The sequence below is a fragment of the Falsirhodobacter sp. 1013 genome (assembly GCF_051195255.1).
In the GTDB taxonomy this organism is placed as follows: domain Bacteria; phylum Pseudomonadota; class Alphaproteobacteria; order Rhodobacterales; family Rhodobacteraceae; genus Falsirhodobacter.
The window spans coordinates 152,652-167,427 of the sequence record NZ_JBNJLK010000004.1 but is presented as its reverse complement, the minus strand read 5'-3'; the positions used below and the strand labels follow the sequence as shown (position 1 = coordinate 167,427).

The window sequence follows — 14,776 nt, the reverse complement described above, 5'->3', positions numbered from 1 at the left end:
GTTCATCACGTTCCTCCAGTTTCTGCGTCACCGCGACGCTCGGGAAGGTAACGAGTTTGGCACCAACCGGTTCCGTCCGTTTCACACGAAGACGGCCCGGAGTGTCCTCCGGGCCGTTCAGGATCAGGCCAGCGCCTTGTTCAGGTATTCGTCCACCTTTTCAAGGTAGCCCATCGTGGTCAGCCATTGCTGGTCCGGACCCACCAGCAGGGCAAGGTCCTTGGTCATGAAGCCGTCCTCGACCGCCTGGACCGTGACCTTTTCCAGCGTGGTGGCGAAGTTGGCCAGCGCGGTGTTGTTGTCCAGCTTGGCGCGGTGCTTCAGGCCGCCCGTCCAGGCAAAGATCGACGCGATGGAGTTCGTCGACGTTTCCTTGCCCTTCTGGTGCTGGCGGTAGTGGCGCGTCACGGTGCCGTGCGCCGCTTCCGCCTCGACCGTTTTCCCATCGGGTGTCATCAGGACCGAGGTCATCAGGCCGAGCGAGCCGAAGCCCTGCGCCACGGTGTCCGACTGCACGTCGCCGTCGTAGTTCTTGCAGGCCCAGACATAGCCGCCCGACCATTTCATCGCGGACGCGACCATGTCGTCGATCAGGCGGTGTTCGTAATGGATGCCGGCCGCCTTGAACTTGTCGGCGAACTCCTCGTCGAAGATCTGCTGGAACAGGTCCTTGAAGCGGCCGTCATAGGCCTTCAGGATCGTGTTCTTGGTCGACAGGTAGACCGGCCAACCCTTGACCAGACCGTAGTTGAACGACGCGCGCGCGAAGTCGATGATCGATTCATCAAGGTTGTACATCGCCATCGTGACGCCGGCGCCGGGGGCCTGGAAGACCTCGCGCTCGATCGTCTCTCCATCCTCGCCGACGAACTTGATCGTCAGCGTGCCCTTGCCGGGGAAGCGGAAGTCGGTGGCGCGGTACTGGTCGCCGAAGGCGTGGCGGCCGACGACGATCGGCTGGGTCCAGCCCGGCACCAGACGGGGCACGTTGCGGCAGATGATCGGCTCGCGGAAGATGACGCCGCCCAGGATGTTGCGGATCGTGCCGTTCGGGGAACGCCACATCTGCTTCAGGCCGAACTCCTCGACCCGCGCCTCATCGGGCGTGATCGTGGCGCATTTGACGCCGACGCCGTACTGCTTGATCGCGTTGGCCGCATCGATCGTGATCTGGTCGTTGGTGCGGTCACGCTCCTCGATCCCGAGGTCGTAATACTTCAGGTCGACGTCGAGATAGGGAAGGATCAGCTTCTTCTTGATGAAGTCCCAGATGATCCGGGTCATCTCGTCGCCGTCAAGCTCGACGACGGGGTTGGCTACCTTGATCTTCGACATGAATGTCCTCGGGTGGTTGCAGGTTTCGGGGATAGGTGTAGCGCGGGGAAAATCAAAAGGAAAGTATGCAGATGTATACGGTCACGGGAAGAAGGGCAGGATGCGGTTGCGCAGCCATGGCCAGACATCCGGCAGCCCCCGTGCGATCTTGCTTCCGACGCGGGCGTCGAGCTGCTCCAGCGTGACATCGTAATCCGTCCAGGAGCCGCCGCCATTGGCCACGTTCTGCAGAACCGGCTGCACGCGGTCCAGCGATTTGGCGAAGATGGCGGTGGGGGTGCTGTTGGCTTCGAATTCTTCCCAGATGCGACGGAAGTCGGCGGCCTGATCGGGCGGCAGAAGGCCGAAAATACGGTCTGCGGCCTGCGCCTCGGCCGCCTGCTGCGCGTCGGAGGCGTGGGCGGTGCCGTTCTGCGAGTGGATCGGCACGTCGCCCGTGTCGATCTCCACCAGATCATGGAGGATCAGCATCTTCAGGACGCGCGCCATGTCCACGCCCGACGGGGCGTGATCGGCCAGCACCATGGCATAAAGCGTCAGGTGCCAGCTGTGTTCGGCCGAATTCTCGAACCGCGACCCGTCGCACAGGCGTCCCGCGCGCAGGACGCCCTTCAGCCGGTCCGCCTCTTGCAGGAATGCGAATTGCTGCGAGAGGCGATCCGTCATCAGCGGCTCGTTTCGCCCAGACGACGCTTCACATAGCCGCTGACGGTATCGATCATCGGCTTCATGTGCGTCTCGTCGTCCTTGAAGAAGTGGTCGGCACCCTCGATCACCTCGTGGGTGATGGTGATGCCCTTCTGTTCGTGCAGCTTGTTCACCAGGCTGACCGTGTCCTTGGGCTGCGCCACGCGATCGGCCGATCCGTTGATGATCAGGCCCGACGCCGGGCAGGGCGCGAGGAACGAGAAGTCGTACATGTTGGCCGGCGGGGCAACGGATACGAAGCCCGTGATCTCGGGCCGGCGCATCAGAAGCTGCATGCCGATCCACGCCCCGAACGAAAAGCCCGCCACCCAGCAATGCTTGGCGTTCTGGTTCATCGACTGCAGGTAATCCAGCGCCGAGGCCGCGTCCGACAACTCCCCGATGCCCTGATCGTATTCGCCCTGGCTGCGCCCCACGCCGCGGAAGTTGAACCGCAGCACGGTGAAGCCCAGATTGTAGAAGGCATAGTGCAGGTTGTAGACAACGCGGTTGTTCATGGACCCGCCGAATTGCGGATGCGGATGCAGCACGATGGCGATCGGCGCGTCGCGTTCCTTCTGGGGGTGATAACGTCCTTCCAGACGTCCCTCGGGACCGGCGAAAATCACTTCGGGCATCGTGCGCCTTCTTCTTGCGGGCGCAGCGCGCCATTACTTTAGAATCATTCCAAAAGGGCTTGACAATCGGGCCCCCTCGGGATGGAAAGCAGTTAAGCGGCCGGTGGGCCGACGTCAATCTATCTGGGGCGGGCCGGACATGAAACTCTCGACCAAGGGACGATATGCGATGGTGGCGCTGGCGGATCTGGCGCTGCAGCGGGGCGAGGGGCTGGTGTCCCTGGCCGAGGTGTCCAAGCGCCAGGACATTTCCCTTCCCTATCTGGAGCAGTTGTTCGTGAAACTGCGCCGCGCGGGCCTGGTGGAGGCGGTGCGCGGCCCCGGCGGCGGCTACCGTCTGTCCCGCAGCCCCGACGCCATCCGCATCAGCGAGATCATGGAGGCGGTGGAGGAGCATGTGAACGCCATGCACAGCGGCGCCGGCGCGTCTGGCGGGGTGTCGGGCAGCCGCGCGCAATCCATGACCAACCGCTTGTGGGAAGGGCTGTCGGCGCATGTCTACGTGTTCCTGCACCAGACGCGCCTGTCCGACGTGATCACTAACGGCATGGCCCCATGCCCTGCCGTGCCCGCCCTGTTCCGGGTGGTGGACGAGGAATGACGGAGCGCGTCTATCTTGACTGGAATGCGACGACGCCGCTGCGGGCCGAGGTGCGCGCCGCGATGATCGCGGCGATGGACGTGGCGGGCAACCCGTCCTCGGTTCATGCCGAGGGGCGGGCGGCGAAGACCCTGATCGAGAAGGCGCGCGCGCAGGTGTCCGGGGCTTTGGGCGCGGATGGGGCGGACGTCGTCTTCGTGTCCAGCGCGACGGAAGCGGCGGCATTGGCCTGCGCCGGTCGCGGGCTCGTCTGTTCGGATATCGAGCATGAGGCCGTGTCCGCCTGGTGCCGGGCCGTCCTGCCCACGGACACAAAGGGGCAGGTGGAGGTTACCGATCCCGCCGGAACCGCGCTGCAATACGCCAATTCCGAAACGGGCATCCTGCAATCACTGCCGGAAGGGCTGGCGGTCAGCGACCTGACGCAGGCCTTTGGCAAGGTCCCCTTGGCCTTCAACTGGCTGGGCTGCGACATGGCGCTGGTGTCGGCGCACAAGCTGGGCGGCCCGAAGGGGGTCGGCGCCTTGGTGATCCGGCGTGGGCTGGATGTGGCGGCGCAGCTGAAGGGCGGCGGGCAGGAGATGGGCCGGCGGGCCGGGACCGAGAACATCCTGGGCATCGCGGGGTTTGGTGCGGCGGCGGAAGCGGCGGCGCGTGATCTGGCCAGCGGGGTCTGGGACCGGGTCGCGGAAATTAGAAACATTCTTGATTCCACGTTGTGCGGGGATGGAAATGTGACTATTTCAGTCGGCAAGGAAACCCCGCGCCTGCCGAACACTTTGTGCCTGGTTACCCCCGGCTGGAAGGGCGAGACGCAGGTGATGCAGATGGATCTGGCCGGTTTTGCCGTTTCGGCGGGCTCGGCCTGTTCCAGCGGCAAGGTCCGGCAAAGCCGGGTGCTGCGGGCCATGGGATTTGACGAGGTGGGGGCGTCCTCGGCGCTGCGCATCTCGCTTGGACCGGATGTGACGAAGGATCAGGCGGACCGCTTTGCGGACACCTGGACAAAGGCGCGGGCGCGGCATCTGGCACGCCTCGCGTAGATGGAGAGAAAAATGGCTTTGGAAGACACGCTCCCCGAGATCGAAGTGCGCGAAGGCGTCGATCGCGAGACGATCGAAACCGTGCAGGCCATGGCCGGCAAGTACAAGTACGGCTGGGACACCGAGATCGAGATGGAGTTCGCGCCGAAAGGCCTGAACGAGGACATCGTCCGCCTGATCTCGGCCAAGAACGACGAGCCGGAATGGATGACCGAGTGGCGCCTGCAGGCCTATCGCCGCTGGGTGGAGATGGCCGAGCCGAAATGGGCGATGCTCAACTACCCCGAGATCGACTATCAGGACATCTACTATTACGCCAAGCCCAAGAGCATGGAGGTGAAGCCGAAGTCGCTGGAGGAGGTCGATCCCAAGCTGCTGGCCACATATGAAAAGCTGGGCATCCCGCTGAAGGAGCAGGCGCTTCTGGCGGGCGTCGAAGGCGCGGACGAGCCGCGCCGCGTGGCCGTGGACGCCGTCTTCGACAGTGTGTCCGTGGGCACGACCTTCAAGGCGGAACTGGCCAAGGCCGGCGTGATCTTCTGCTCCATCTCCGAAGCCATCCGCGAATATCCCGAGCTGGTGAAAAAATACCTCGGCACCGTCGTGCCGCAATCCGACAACTACTTCGCGACGCTGAACTCGGCCGTTTTCTCGGACGGATCGTTCGTCTACATCCCGGAAGGCGTGAAATGCCCGATGGAGCTGTCGACCTATTTCCGCATCAATGCGGAAAACACCGGGCAGTTCGAACGGACGCTGATCATCGCCGACAAGGGCTCCTATGTCAGCTATCTGGAAGGCTGCACGGCGCCGAAGCGCGACACGAACCAGCTGCACGCGGCGGTGGTGGAACTCGTGATCCTGGAAGATGCCGAGATCAAGTATTCGACCGTCCAGAACTGGTATCCTGGCGACGAGGACGGCAAGGGTGGCATCTACAACTTCGTGACGAAGCGCGCGGATTGCCGCGGTGACCGGGCGAAGGTGATGTGGACGCAGGTAGAGACCGGCTCGGCGATCACGTGGAAATACCCGTCTTGCATCCTGCGCGGTGAGGCGAGCCAGGGCGAGTTCTATTCGATCGCCATCGCGAACAACGCCCAGCAGGCCGACACGGGCACCAAGATGATCCATCTTGGCAAGAACACCCGCTCTCGCATTGTTTCTAAAGGGATTTCGGCGGGCAAGGCGCAGAACACCTATCGTGGGCAGGTCACGATGCACCCGCGCGCGCAGAACAGCCGGAACTACACCCAGTGCGACAGCCTGCTGATCGGCGACAAGTGCGGCGCCCACACGGTCCCGTATATCGAGGTGAAGAACAACTCCTCGCGCGTGGAGCATGAGGCGACGACGTCCAAGGTGGACGACGATCAGCTGTTCTACTGCCGTTCGCGCGGGATGGACGAGGAGGAGGCGGTCGCGCTGGTGGTGAACGGCTTCTGCAAGGAAGTGCTGCAAGCGCTGCCGATGGAGTTCGCCATGGAGGCCCAGGCGCTGGTCGCCATCAGCCTTGAGGGGAGTGTCGGCTGATGACCCTCGCCCCGATGCGGGAACGCCTTCGGGCGTACCGGGACGGATCGCCCCTCGCGCTCGCCGCGATGGAGCAGGTCCGTGCCCGCATCCAGGGGCGGGACATCGTCTTCACGCTCAACATGCAGCGCGATCCGATCCAGAACCAGCACCGCCTTGGCCGCTTCTACGAGGCGGAGGAGCTTGCATCCCTGCACGAGCTTCTGCCCGAGGGGATGACGGTGCTGGACGTGGGTGCGAATGTCGGCAACCACGCCATGTGGTTCGCCCTGTTCGGCGGCGCCTCCAAGGTGATCGTCGTCGAACCGAACCCGCTGGCGCTGGAACCCCTTGTGGCCAACGTCCTGTCCAACGGGCTGGAGGGGGTGATCGACCTGACGCAGATCGGGTATGGCCTGTCGAACCGCAACGAAGGCGGCTTCTTCATGAAGGCCCATGATCGCAATCTGGGCGCCACGAAGATGTTCGCCGGCGCCGGTGGCGATCTGGAGGTGCGGCGCGGGGACGATGTCTTCGCCGACCTTTCCCCCGATCTTGTGAAGATCGACGTGGAAGGGATGGAGGTCGAGGTCCTTGAAGGGCTGGACCGGCTGATCGCCCGCATGCGCCCCGTCCTGATGGTGGAGGTGGACGACGCCAATGTGAGCGCCTTTGCCGAGTGGATCGAGGCGAGGGATTACGTCGAACACCGCGCCTTTGGCGTCGGAAAGCACAACGCCAACCATATTCTCGTGCCGGCCGAAAGCGTCGGCACCACGCTTCAAGTCTGAGGAAAACATGCTTAAGATCAACAACCTGCACGTCAAGCTTGAAGAAGAGGAGAAGGTCATTCTCCGCGGTGTCGACCTGACGGTCGAAGCTGGCAAGGTGCACGCGATCATGGGGCCGAACGGTTCCGGCAAGTCGACGCTGTCCTATGTCCTGTCGGGCCGCGACGGGTATGAGGTGACCGAAGGCTCCGCCACGCTGGACGGCGAGGAGCTGCTGGAGATGGAGCCGGAAGAGCGCGCCGCGGCGGGCCTGTTCTTGGCCTTCCAGTATCCGGTGGAAATCCCGGGCGTCGGCAACATGACCTTCCTGCGGACCGCCCTGAACGCGCAGCGCAAGGCGCGTGGCGGGGCCGAGATCTCGGCCGGCGACTTCCTGAAGCTGGTGCGCGAAAAGGCCGCCTCGCTGAAGATCGACGCGGACATGATGAAGCGTCCGGTGAACGTCGGATTCTCGGGCGGGGAAAAGAAGCGCAACGAGATCCTGCAGATGGCCCTGCTGGAACCGAAGATGTGCATCCTGGACGAAACGGACTCCGGTCTGGACGTCGACGCGATGAAGCTGGTGTCGGAAGGCGTCAACGCCCTGCGCGACGAAGGCCGCGCCTTCCTGGTCATCACCCACTACCAGCGCCTTCTGGACCACATCCGTCCGGACGTGGTGCATATCATGGCGAACGGCCGCATCGTTCTGACCGGCGGTCCGGAGCTGGCGCTCGAGGTCGAGAAGAACGGCTATTCCGACATCCTCGCAGGGGCGATGTGATGCTGGCACAAGCGAAACTGGACGCACTGTCGGCCCGGATCGCGGGGCTACATTTCCCGTCGATCGGCTGGCAGGGCAAGGCCCGCGGCGCGGCGCTGGAGCGGTTGACCGCCATGGGTCTGCCGGGGCGTCGTGACGAATACTGGCGCTACACCGACCCGGCGAGGCTGAACGCGGCACAGGTCCGTGCCGATCTGAACGCGTCCGACATCGCGTTCCAGGAAATGGATGCGCTTCGGATCGTGTTCACGGACGGCGTGTTCGACGCAGAGTTCTCGGACGACCTGACGTTGTCGGGCGTGGAGATCACTCGTCTGGCCGATGCCGTGACGGATCTGCACTGGGCGGCCGAGATCTACGGTGTGCTGGAAGAGCGTGGGCAGAAGCCGGTTCTGCGTCCCTTTGCGGCGCTAGCCACCGCCTTCGCCACCGACGGCCTGCTGATCCGGGTGACGGGCAAGGCGGAACGGCCCATCTCGATCGTTTACCGTTCACTTTCGGACACTTCCGACGTGATGCTGCACCATTGCGTCAAACTGGAGGAGGGGGCCGAGGTCACGCTTCTGGAAACCGGCGACGCGGGCCCGCGTCTGTTGACGAACCTTGAGGTGGACGTGGCACCTTCGGCCCGTTTCCATCATGTCCGCGCCCAAGGGCGCAGTCATCAGCGCATGGTCAACACCCACATCTTCGCCCGCATCGCGGATGAAGCGCTGTTCAAGTCCTTCACGGCGTCGATCAACGGCGTCCTGACGCGGAACGAGGCGGTGCTGGACATCGTCGGCGACGACGCGGTGGCGCATGTGGCCGGTGTGACGGTGGGCGACGGGCCGGACTTCCTGAACGACGACACCGTCTTCATCACCCACGCGGCCGAACGGTGCGAAAGCCGTCAGGTCTTCAAGAAGGTGCTGAAGAACGGTGCGACAGGGGTATTCCAGGGCAAGATCCTGGTGAAGCCGGGCGCGCAGAAGACGGACGGCTACCAGATCAGCCAAAGCCTTCTGCTGGACGGCGACAGCCAGTTCCTGGCGAAGCCCGAGCTGGAGATCTATGCCGACGACGTGAAATGCTCGCACGGCTCCACCTCGGGCGCGATCGACGAGACGGCTCTGTTCTACCTCCGCTCGCGCGGGGTGCCGCAACGTCGGGCGCAGTCGCTGCTGGTGCTGGCCTTCCTGGCCGAGGCGCTGGCCGAGATCGAGGACGAGACGCTGGCCGAGGATCTGCAGCTGCGTCTGGAATCCTGGCTCGACCGTCACGAGGGCTGAGCATGGCGGGACCGCTTCGCTCGATCCTCGCCCTGTCGATACGGGACCCGCGCGCCGGCGTGCGCGCGGTCCTCTCCGCGCTTCCCGAACGGGGGGCGCGGCAGGAGCTGTTCCTGCTGGCGGCGATCCTGCCTACGCTGCTAATCTTCCTTGTTCTGGGTCTGTCGGGCGACATGACGCTGGCGCCCGCCGGGCCGCTGATCCTGCTGCTGATGCAGGTGGCGGGCCTTCTGATCGTCACGGGGCTTGGCTATGTCCTGTGCCGGTGGCGGGGCGGAGTCGGCAGTTTTTCCGACTGCCTGGCGGCCCTGGCGTGGCTGCAGGTGATCATGGCGGCGGTGCAGGCGGCTCTTCTGGTCGTTGAATTGGCCCTGCCGTTCATGGGCGTCTTCGCCGGGATCGCGACCATCGGCCTTGCGCTGTGGCTGGCCGCGCATTTCTTGGCCGAGGTGCACCAGTTCAAGAACGCGCGGGTGGTCGGGTTCGGCATCCTCGGCTTCATCTTCGCGATGTTCATCATTCTGGGGTGGCTGACATCCCTTGCCGGAGGCGCCCATGTATGACGTTCAGGCGGTCCGCCGCGACTTCCCCATCCTGTCGCGCGAGGTGAACGGCAAGCCGCTCGTATACCTCGACAACGGTGCCTCGGCGCAAAAGCCGCAGGCCGTGATCGACGCAATCACGCGGGCCTACAGCTACGAATACGCGAACGTTCACCGCGGCCTGCACACGCTTTCGACCACGGCGACCGAACGGTACGAGGCGGTGCGCGGAACGGTGGCGCGTTTCCTGAACGTGAAGGACCCTGAGGAGATCATCCACACCGCGGGGTCCACCAACGGGATCAACCTCGTGTCCTATGGCTGGGCCGCGCCGCGGCTTCAGGCGGGGGACGAGATCGTCCTGACGATCATGGAGCATCACGCCAACATCGTGCCTTGGCACTTCCTGCGCGAACGTCAGGGCGTGGTGCTGAAATGGGTCGAGTGCGACGCCAAGGGCGACATCGATCCGCAGGCCGTGGTCGACGCCATCGGGCCGCGCACGAAGCTGGTCGCGGTGACGCACATGTCCAACGTCACAGGCACCGTGCTGGACGTGGCGGCGATTTGCCAAGGTGCACAGGCCAAGGGCGTTCCCGTTCTGGTGGACGGGTCGCAGGCGGCGGTGCACATGCCCGTCGACGTGTCGGCCATCGGCTGCGACTTCTACGCGATCACCGGTCACAAGCTTTACGGGCCCAGCAGCTCCGGCGCGATCTTCATCCGGAAGGAGCGGATGGAGGAGATGCGTCCCTTCATGGGTGGCGGCGACATGATCGACACCGTGACGCGCGACACCGTAACCTATGCCCGCCCGCCGCTGCGGTTCGAGGCGGGGACCCCCGGCATCGTGTCGCAGATCGGGTTCGGCGCGGCGCTGGACTACATGATGGCGCTTGGCATGGACAACATCGCGGCGCATGAACGGCGGCTGCGCGACGTGGCGCGGGACCGGCTGGCCGGCCTGAACTGGCTGAACGTGCAGGGGCAGTCCGACACCAAGGGTGCGATCTTTTCCTTCACGCTGGACGGGGCGGCCCACGCCCATGACGTGTCCACCATCCTCGACCAGCGGGGGATCGCGGTGCGGGCGGGCACGCATTGCGCGCTGCCGCTGTTGCAGCATCTGGGGGTGGGGGCGACCTGCCGCGCCAGCTTCGGTCTGTACAACACTGAGGAAGAGATCGACGCCCTGGTGTCGGGGCTGGAGCTTTGCCACGATCTTTTCGGGTAGAAGGCCGCTTGTCACCGGGCGGCGCCCCTGCTACAGACACGCCAAGGCACCCATAGCTCAGCTGGATAGAGCGTTGCCCTCCGAAGGCAAAGGCCGCACGTTCGAATCGTGCTGGGTGCACCACTCCCCCATCCGCGTCCGGTTCAGTTGGGGACCTTCTTCACGAACTGCGACTTCAGGCTCATCTGGCCGATGCCGGGGATCTTGCAGTCGATGTCGTGATCGCCGTCGACAAGGGTGATGTTGCGCACCTTCGTTCCGACCTTGACCGTCAGCGACGACCCCTTCACCTTCAGGTCCTTGATCACGGTCACGGTGTCGCCGTTCTGCAGGACATTGCCGACCCCGTCACGTACGGCCACGTCTTCCGTGGCAAGGGCCTGCCATTCGTGCCCGCATTCCGGACAAACCAGAAGCGGATCCTGTTCATAGGTGTGGGGCGAGGCGCATTCGGGGCAGGGCGGAAGATCTTGTGTCATCCCGCAGCTATAGCCGTTGGCCACCGATCCGGCCAGCGGCGCGTTCCCGAGGCATTTGCACGAAATGGCCCGGATCGGCCAAGGGATGCCGTGTCACGGAGTTTTGCCCTCGACAGAATCGGCCACAGAGACTGTTATCGCCTTTCCTATCCACAATAGGGACGTCCCATGTCTTCCGAAGTTCTTCTGACCCGCCCGAACCACCGCATCGTTCATCATCGCCCCGAACGGTCGCGGAAAACGAGGGTTCTGATCACCTTCGGCGAAAACGGGCTATCGGATGCCGGTCCCTGGACGGATCTTGCGGTGGCGCGGGGCCATGAGACGATCCATGTGTCCTCCGCGTCGGCTTATCAAGGGCTGGAGCTTGCAGACTTCACGGCTGCGCTGGCGCCGGTTCTGGAAGGGCGGAAGGTCATCGTCTGCGGGGCCGGGATCGGTGGCTTTGCCGCCATCCGTTACGGCAGCGCGATCCCGTCCCAGATCATCGCCTTCTCGCCGCGTCATGACGGGTCACTCGCCGGTGATCACCTGGCCGAGGGGAAGGTGAACGAGGGCAACGTCACCGTGCTGTTCGATCCGGCCGACGCCACGGCGCAGGCTTTGGTCACGGAATGGGTGCAGCCGGCCTATCCGGCCGCGCAGTTGCACCCGATGTTCATGACGGGAACGGACACGGCGCGGGCGCTGGACAAGGCGGGGCAACTGGTCCCGTTCCTGGAAAAGAGCCTGAACGGCTATGTCCCCAAGAAGGTCAAGCAGGTCTTCGCGCCGACCAGTGCCAAGGGCCTTTGGGCGCAGGGCCTTGCCCTGTGGTTCGACGGCGACACGAAGACCGCGCTGGACAGCATGTTGAAGTCCGCGCGCACTGCGCCCGAGGCGGGAACGCTGATGGACATCGCGGCGCGCGCCCAGTCCGTTTCCGACACCGAAGCCCTGCGGACCGTCGCCGCGATCGTGGGGGAGCATGAGCTGTGGGCCTCCATGAACGGGAAGACAGCCCGGCTTCTGTTGAACGCGCAAAAGGCCGCACCGGCGGCCGCGAACGGCTGAGCCCGGTTCGCCGGTCTGGTCTAGGGGGCCGCCTTCGGGCGGCCTTTTTTCGTTCCTCTCGGTAGAACCGAATTCTCCCCCAGCCTCATGTTTCGATGAATCCATTCCGTTGTAAAACACGACAGGTCCTGTCGTAATTAAGGCAACGGAACACGGAGGATGAACCCATGAAGCAGCGATTTTCCACCCGTCTCACCTCGGTGGCCCTGGCCATGGCGCTGTCGGTCGCGGGTCATGCCGCGCATGCGGAACAGCTGCTGAACGTCAGCTACGACCCGACGCGGGAGCTTTATCGCGACGTGAACGCGCAGTTCGCGGCTTGGTGGGCGGAGCAGGGGCACGACAAGCCGCAGATCCAGACCAGCCATGGCGGATCGGGCAGCCAGGCGCGCGCGGTGGTGGACGGATTGAACGCGCAGGTGGTGACGCTGGCGCTGGCGCCCGACATCGACCGCATCGCGCAAACCGGCCGGATCCCGGCGGACTGGCAGACGAAACTGCCGCACAACGCGTCTCCCTACACCTCCACCATCGTGTTCCTGGTGCGCAAGGGCAACCCGAAGGGCATCCAGGACTGGCCCGACCTGATCAAGGACGGGGTGGAGGTCATCACGCCGAACCCCAAGACCTCGGGCGGGGCGCGCTGGAACTACATGGCCGCCTGGGCCTGGGCGGAAAAGGCCGGGCAGGACCCGAAGGCCTATATCACCGACCTGTTCAAGCATGTGCCGGTGCTGGACAGCGGCGCGCGCGGCGCCACGACCACCTTCGCCCAGCGGGGCATGGGGGACGTTCTGCTGGCGTGGGAGAACGAGGCCTATCTGGCCCTGAACGAGATCGGCGACGATTTCGAAATCGTGGTGCCGTCGGTGTCGATCCTGGCCGAACCGCCGGTCGCCGTGGTGGACGGCAACATCAAGACGGACGACCAGCGCGCGTTGGCGCAGGGCTATCTTGAATGGCTCTACACGCCCGAGGCGCAGGCCATCGCGTTCAAGCACTACTACCGCGCGTGGGACACCTCCAAGGCGGACCCGGAAGACGTGGCACGCCTGCCGAAGCTGGATCTGGTGAACATCGCCGATCTGGGTGGCTGGGAAAAGGTCCAGGCCGAACAGTTCGCCGATGGCGGCGTGTTCGACCAGATCTACACGGCGAAATGATGCGGATCGCCCGGTCTTCCCCCATGCCGGGGTTCGGGCTGGCGATGGGGATCACGGTGGCGATGCTGTCGCTGGTGGTCCTCATCCCCATCGCCGCGCTGATCCTTCAGGGCGCCAGCCTTGACTGGTGGGCGCAGGTCAGCTCCTCCCGCGTTGCGGGCGCGCTTTATCTGTCGTTCCGGCTGGCACTGTTCGCGGCGCTGTTCAACCTTGTCTTCGGGGTGCTTCTGGCCTGGGTGCTGGTCCGCTATCGCTTTCCGGGGCGCAAGCTGGTCGATGCGGCGGTGGATCTGCCCTTCGCGTTGCCCACGGCCGTGGCCGGCATCGCGCTGACGGCGCTTTACGCGCCGAACGGGGCCCTGGGCTCCATCCTGCCGTGGAAGATCGCCTACACCCAGTGGGGCATCTTCGTGGCGCTGGTGTTCGTGGGCCTGCCCTTTGTCACCCGCACTGTCCAGCCGGTGGTGGAGGAGCTGGACCGCGAGGTCGAGGAAGCCTCGGCAAGTCTGGGGGCCAGCCGGTGGAGGACGCTGCACCGCGTGGTGCTGCCGACGCTGCTGCCGGCCGCGCTGACGGGCTTTGCGCTGGCCTTGGCCCGCGCGGTGGGGGAATACGGATCGGTCATCTTCATCGCGGGCAACATCCCCCTGAAGACCGAGATCGCGCCCCTTCTGATCGTCATCCGGCTGGAGGAGTTCGACATCGAAGGGGCTGCCGCCATCGGCCTTGCGATGCTCGCCATCTCCTTCTCCATGCTGTTCATCATCAACGCGGTTCAGGTCTGGAGCCGTCGGAGGATCGGTCTTGTCTGATATCCCTGTTCCCCGCGCCGCAACGGAAGAACCGCGGATCGCGCGAATCCTTCTGATCCTGCTGGCCGTGGGCGGTCTGGCCCTTCTTGTGGCGGCGCCGCTGGTCGCGGTCTTCGCGCAGGCGCTGTCCGAAGGGGCAAGGGCGGCCGTCGCCTCGCTGACGCAGCCGGACGCCTGGGACGCGATCCGGCTGACGCTGATCGTGGCCGCCATCTCCGTTCCGGTGAACGCCATCTTCGGCATCGCCGCCGCCTGGACCATCACGAAGTTCGATTTTCCGGGCAAAACGGTGCTGATCACGCTGATCGACCTGCCGTTCTCCGTCTCTCCGGTGGTGGCGGGGCTGTGCTTCGTGCTGCTGTTCGGCAGCCATTCCCTGCTGGGAACATGGCTGATCGGGAACGGCTATCCCATCGTCTTCGCCTTGCCGGGCATCATCCTGGCCACGATCTTCGTGACCTTCCCCTTTGTCGCGCGGGAGCTGATCCCCGTGATGATCGAGCAGGGCCGGGCCGAGGAAGAGGCCGCGCTGACGCTTGGCGCCTCCGGCTGGCGGGTGTTACGGACGGTGACGCTGCCGAACATCCGCTGGGCGCTGCTGTATGGCGTGCTGTTGTGCAACGCCCGCGCCATGGGGGAATTCGGCGCTGTCGCCGTCGTGTCGGGCAAGATCCGGGGCGAAACGGCCACGATGCCGATCACGATCGAGATGATGTACAACGAATACCTATCCGTCGCCGCCTTCAGCATGGCCGCCCTTCTGGCCCTGCTGGCGCTGGTCACCCTTGTCATCAAGTCCCTGCTGGAATGGCGCTATGCCGACCAGCTTGCCGCCACCCGCCGCCATTGAGG

Annotated in this window: 16 protein-coding genes and 1 tRNA gene; 13 read left to right on the top strand and 4 right to left on the bottom strand. The window is 64.7% G+C overall.

Translation table 11 applies throughout. The annotated features are described in order from the left end of the window. Nucleotides 1-123 precede the first annotated feature (123 nt). The 3 genes from ACSHZY_RS08860 to ACSHZY_RS08850 all read right to left on the bottom strand — a co-directional run bounded on the left by ACSHZY_RS08860 (nt 124) and on the right by ACSHZY_RS08850 (nt 2,660). Entirely contained in the window at nt 124-1,335 is a 1,212-nt protein-coding gene (locus tag ACSHZY_RS08860; RefSeq protein WP_435168253.1) for an NADP-dependent isocitrate dehydrogenase, read from the bottom strand. 81 nt (nt 1,336-1,416) lie between these two features. Further along, entirely contained in the window at nt 1,417-2,001 is a 585-nt protein-coding gene (locus ACSHZY_RS08855) for an HD domain-containing protein (RefSeq protein WP_435168252.1), read from the bottom strand. Next, nucleotides 2,001-2,660: an alpha/beta hydrolase gene (locus ACSHZY_RS08850; protein ID WP_435168250.1), complete on the bottom strand. Its 660-nt coding sequence runs from the start codon at nt 2,658-2,660 to the stop codon at nt 2,001-2,003. The genes ACSHZY_RS08855 and ACSHZY_RS08850 overlap by 1 nt, the downstream gene beginning before the upstream one ends. Before the next feature lie 139 nt (nt 2,661-2,799). On the opposite strand from ACSHZY_RS08850, the gene ACSHZY_RS08845 reads away from it, so the two are divergent. The 9 genes from ACSHZY_RS08845 to ACSHZY_RS08805 all read left to right on the top strand — a co-directional run bounded on the left by ACSHZY_RS08845 (nt 2,800) and on the right by ACSHZY_RS08805 (nt 10,540). After that, nucleotides 2,800-3,261: an Rrf2 family transcriptional regulator gene (locus ACSHZY_RS08845; RefSeq protein ID WP_435168248.1), complete on the top strand. Its 462-nt coding sequence runs from the start codon at nt 2,800-2,802 to the stop codon at nt 3,259-3,261. Beyond that, nucleotides 3,258-4,304 carry a cysteine desulfurase family protein gene (locus tag ACSHZY_RS08840; RefSeq protein ID WP_435168246.1) on the top strand — a complete coding sequence of 349 codons (1,047 nt, stop codon included), beginning with the start codon at nt 3,258-3,260 and terminating at the stop codon, nt 4,302-4,304. The genes ACSHZY_RS08845 and ACSHZY_RS08840 overlap by 4 nt, the downstream gene beginning before the upstream one ends. Nucleotides 4,305-4,316: 12 nt before the next feature. Then, entirely contained in the window at nt 4,317-5,837 is a 1,521-nt protein-coding gene (sufB, locus tag ACSHZY_RS08835; protein WP_435168245.1) for a Fe-S cluster assembly protein SufB, read from the top strand. Continuing rightward, the gene (locus ACSHZY_RS08830) at nt 5,837-6,607 is read left to right on the top strand and encodes an FkbM family methyltransferase (protein WP_435168243.1); all 771 of its coding nucleotides are present in this window, start codon (nt 5,837-5,839) and stop codon (nt 6,605-6,607) included. The genes sufB and ACSHZY_RS08830 overlap by 1 nt, the downstream gene beginning before the upstream one ends. A 7-nt stretch (nt 6,608-6,614) precedes the next feature. Then, nucleotides 6,615-7,370 (top strand): Fe-S cluster assembly ATPase SufC, encoded by a 756-nt coding sequence (gene sufC, locus ACSHZY_RS08825; protein ID WP_435168242.1) that lies wholly within the window; start codon nt 6,615-6,617, stop codon nt 7,368-7,370. Beyond that, nucleotides 7,370-8,641 carry a SufB/SufD family protein gene (locus tag ACSHZY_RS08820; protein WP_435168240.1) on the top strand — a complete coding sequence of 424 codons (1,272 nt, stop codon included), beginning with the start codon at nt 7,370-7,372 and terminating at the stop codon, nt 8,639-8,641. Before sufC ends, ACSHZY_RS08820 begins: the two co-directional genes overlap by 1 nt. A 2-nt stretch (nt 8,642-8,643) precedes the next feature. After that, nucleotides 8,644-9,204: a Yip1 family protein gene (locus ACSHZY_RS08815; RefSeq protein ID WP_435168238.1), complete on the top strand. Its 561-nt coding sequence runs from the start codon at nt 8,644-8,646 to the stop codon at nt 9,202-9,204. Next, nucleotides 9,197-10,417: a cysteine desulfurase gene (locus tag ACSHZY_RS08810; RefSeq protein ID WP_435168237.1), complete on the top strand. Its 1,221-nt coding sequence runs from the start codon at nt 9,197-9,199 to the stop codon at nt 10,415-10,417. The genes ACSHZY_RS08815 and ACSHZY_RS08810 overlap by 8 nt, the downstream gene beginning before the upstream one ends. A 46-nt stretch (nt 10,418-10,463) precedes the next feature. Further along, nucleotides 10,464-10,540 (top strand) — tRNA-Arg (locus ACSHZY_RS08805). Between the two features lie 20 nt (nt 10,541-10,560). On the opposite strand, the gene ACSHZY_RS08800 is transcribed toward ACSHZY_RS08805, so the two are convergent. Continuing rightward, a complete protein-coding gene (locus tag ACSHZY_RS08800) occupies nt 10,561-10,896 on the bottom strand; it encodes a zinc ribbon domain-containing protein YjdM (RefSeq protein ID WP_435168236.1) in 336 nt (111 codons plus the stop codon). Nucleotides 10,897-11,064: 168 nt separating this feature from the next. Here ACSHZY_RS08800 and ACSHZY_RS08795 point away from each other — a divergent pair, with 168 nt between their 5' ends. From ACSHZY_RS08795 to cysW, 4 genes are all read left to right on the top strand, one after another. Next, a complete protein-coding gene (locus ACSHZY_RS08795) occupies nt 11,065-11,949 on the top strand; it encodes a hypothetical protein (RefSeq protein ID WP_435168234.1) in 885 nt (294 codons plus the stop codon). 167 nt (nt 11,950-12,116) lie between these two features. Continuing rightward, the gene (locus ACSHZY_RS08790; RefSeq protein WP_435168233.1) at nt 12,117-13,112 is read left to right on the top strand and encodes a sulfate ABC transporter substrate-binding protein; all 996 of its coding nucleotides are present in this window, start codon (nt 12,117-12,119) and stop codon (nt 13,110-13,112) included. Next, nucleotides 13,112-13,924, top strand: coding sequence for a sulfate ABC transporter permease subunit CysT (cysT, locus tag ACSHZY_RS08785; protein ID WP_435168425.1), 813 nt, complete (start codon nt 13,112-13,114; stop codon nt 13,922-13,924). The genes ACSHZY_RS08790 and cysT overlap by 1 nt, the downstream gene beginning before the upstream one ends. After that, entirely contained in the window at nt 13,917-14,774 is an 858-nt protein-coding gene (gene cysW, locus ACSHZY_RS08780; protein WP_435168231.1) for a sulfate ABC transporter permease subunit CysW, read from the top strand. The genes cysT and cysW overlap by 8 nt, the downstream gene beginning before the upstream one ends. Nucleotides 14,775-14,776: the final 2 nt, after the last annotated feature.

Excerpts from the sequence above, each read along its gene's own strand:
- ACSHZY_RS08860 (WP_435168253.1), bottom strand. The coding sequence starts at position 1,335 with ATGTCGAAGATCAAGGTAGCCAACCCCGTCGTCGAGCTTGACGGCGAC.
- ACSHZY_RS08855 (WP_435168252.1), bottom strand. The coding sequence starts at position 2,001 with ATGACGGATCGCCTCTCGCAGCAATTCGCATTCCTGCAAGAGGCGGAC.
- ACSHZY_RS08850 (WP_435168250.1), bottom strand. The coding sequence starts at position 2,660 with ATGCCCGAAGTGATTTTCGCCGGTCCCGAGGGACGTCTGGAAGGACGT.
- ACSHZY_RS08845 (WP_435168248.1), top strand. The coding sequence starts at position 2,800 with ATGAAACTCTCGACCAAGGGACGATATGCGATGGTGGCGCTGGCGGAT.
- ACSHZY_RS08840 (WP_435168246.1), top strand. The coding sequence starts at position 3,258 with ATGACGGAGCGCGTCTATCTTGACTGGAATGCGACGACGCCGCTGCGG.
- sufB (WP_435168245.1), top strand. The coding sequence starts at position 4,317 with ATGGCTTTGGAAGACACGCTCCCCGAGATCGAAGTGCGCGAAGGCGTC.
- ACSHZY_RS08830 (WP_435168243.1), top strand. The coding sequence starts at position 5,837 with ATGACCCTCGCCCCGATGCGGGAACGCCTTCGGGCGTACCGGGACGGA.
- sufC (WP_435168242.1), top strand. The coding sequence starts at position 6,615 with ATGCTTAAGATCAACAACCTGCACGTCAAGCTTGAAGAAGAGGAGAAG.
- ACSHZY_RS08820 (WP_435168240.1), top strand. The coding sequence starts at position 7,370 with ATGCTGGCACAAGCGAAACTGGACGCACTGTCGGCCCGGATCGCGGGG.
- ACSHZY_RS08815 (WP_435168238.1), top strand. The coding sequence starts at position 8,644 with ATGGCGGGACCGCTTCGCTCGATCCTCGCCCTGTCGATACGGGACCCG.
- ACSHZY_RS08810 (WP_435168237.1), top strand. The coding sequence starts at position 9,197 with ATGTATGACGTTCAGGCGGTCCGCCGCGACTTCCCCATCCTGTCGCGC.
- ACSHZY_RS08800 (WP_435168236.1), bottom strand. The coding sequence starts at position 10,896 with ATGACACAAGATCTTCCGCCCTGCCCCGAATGCGCCTCGCCCCACACC.
- ACSHZY_RS08795 (WP_435168234.1), top strand. The coding sequence starts at position 11,065 with ATGTCTTCCGAAGTTCTTCTGACCCGCCCGAACCACCGCATCGTTCAT.
- ACSHZY_RS08790 (WP_435168233.1), top strand. The coding sequence starts at position 12,117 with ATGAAGCAGCGATTTTCCACCCGTCTCACCTCGGTGGCCCTGGCCATG.
- cysT (WP_435168425.1), top strand. The coding sequence starts at position 13,112 with ATGCGGATCGCCCGGTCTTCCCCCATGCCGGGGTTCGGGCTGGCGATG.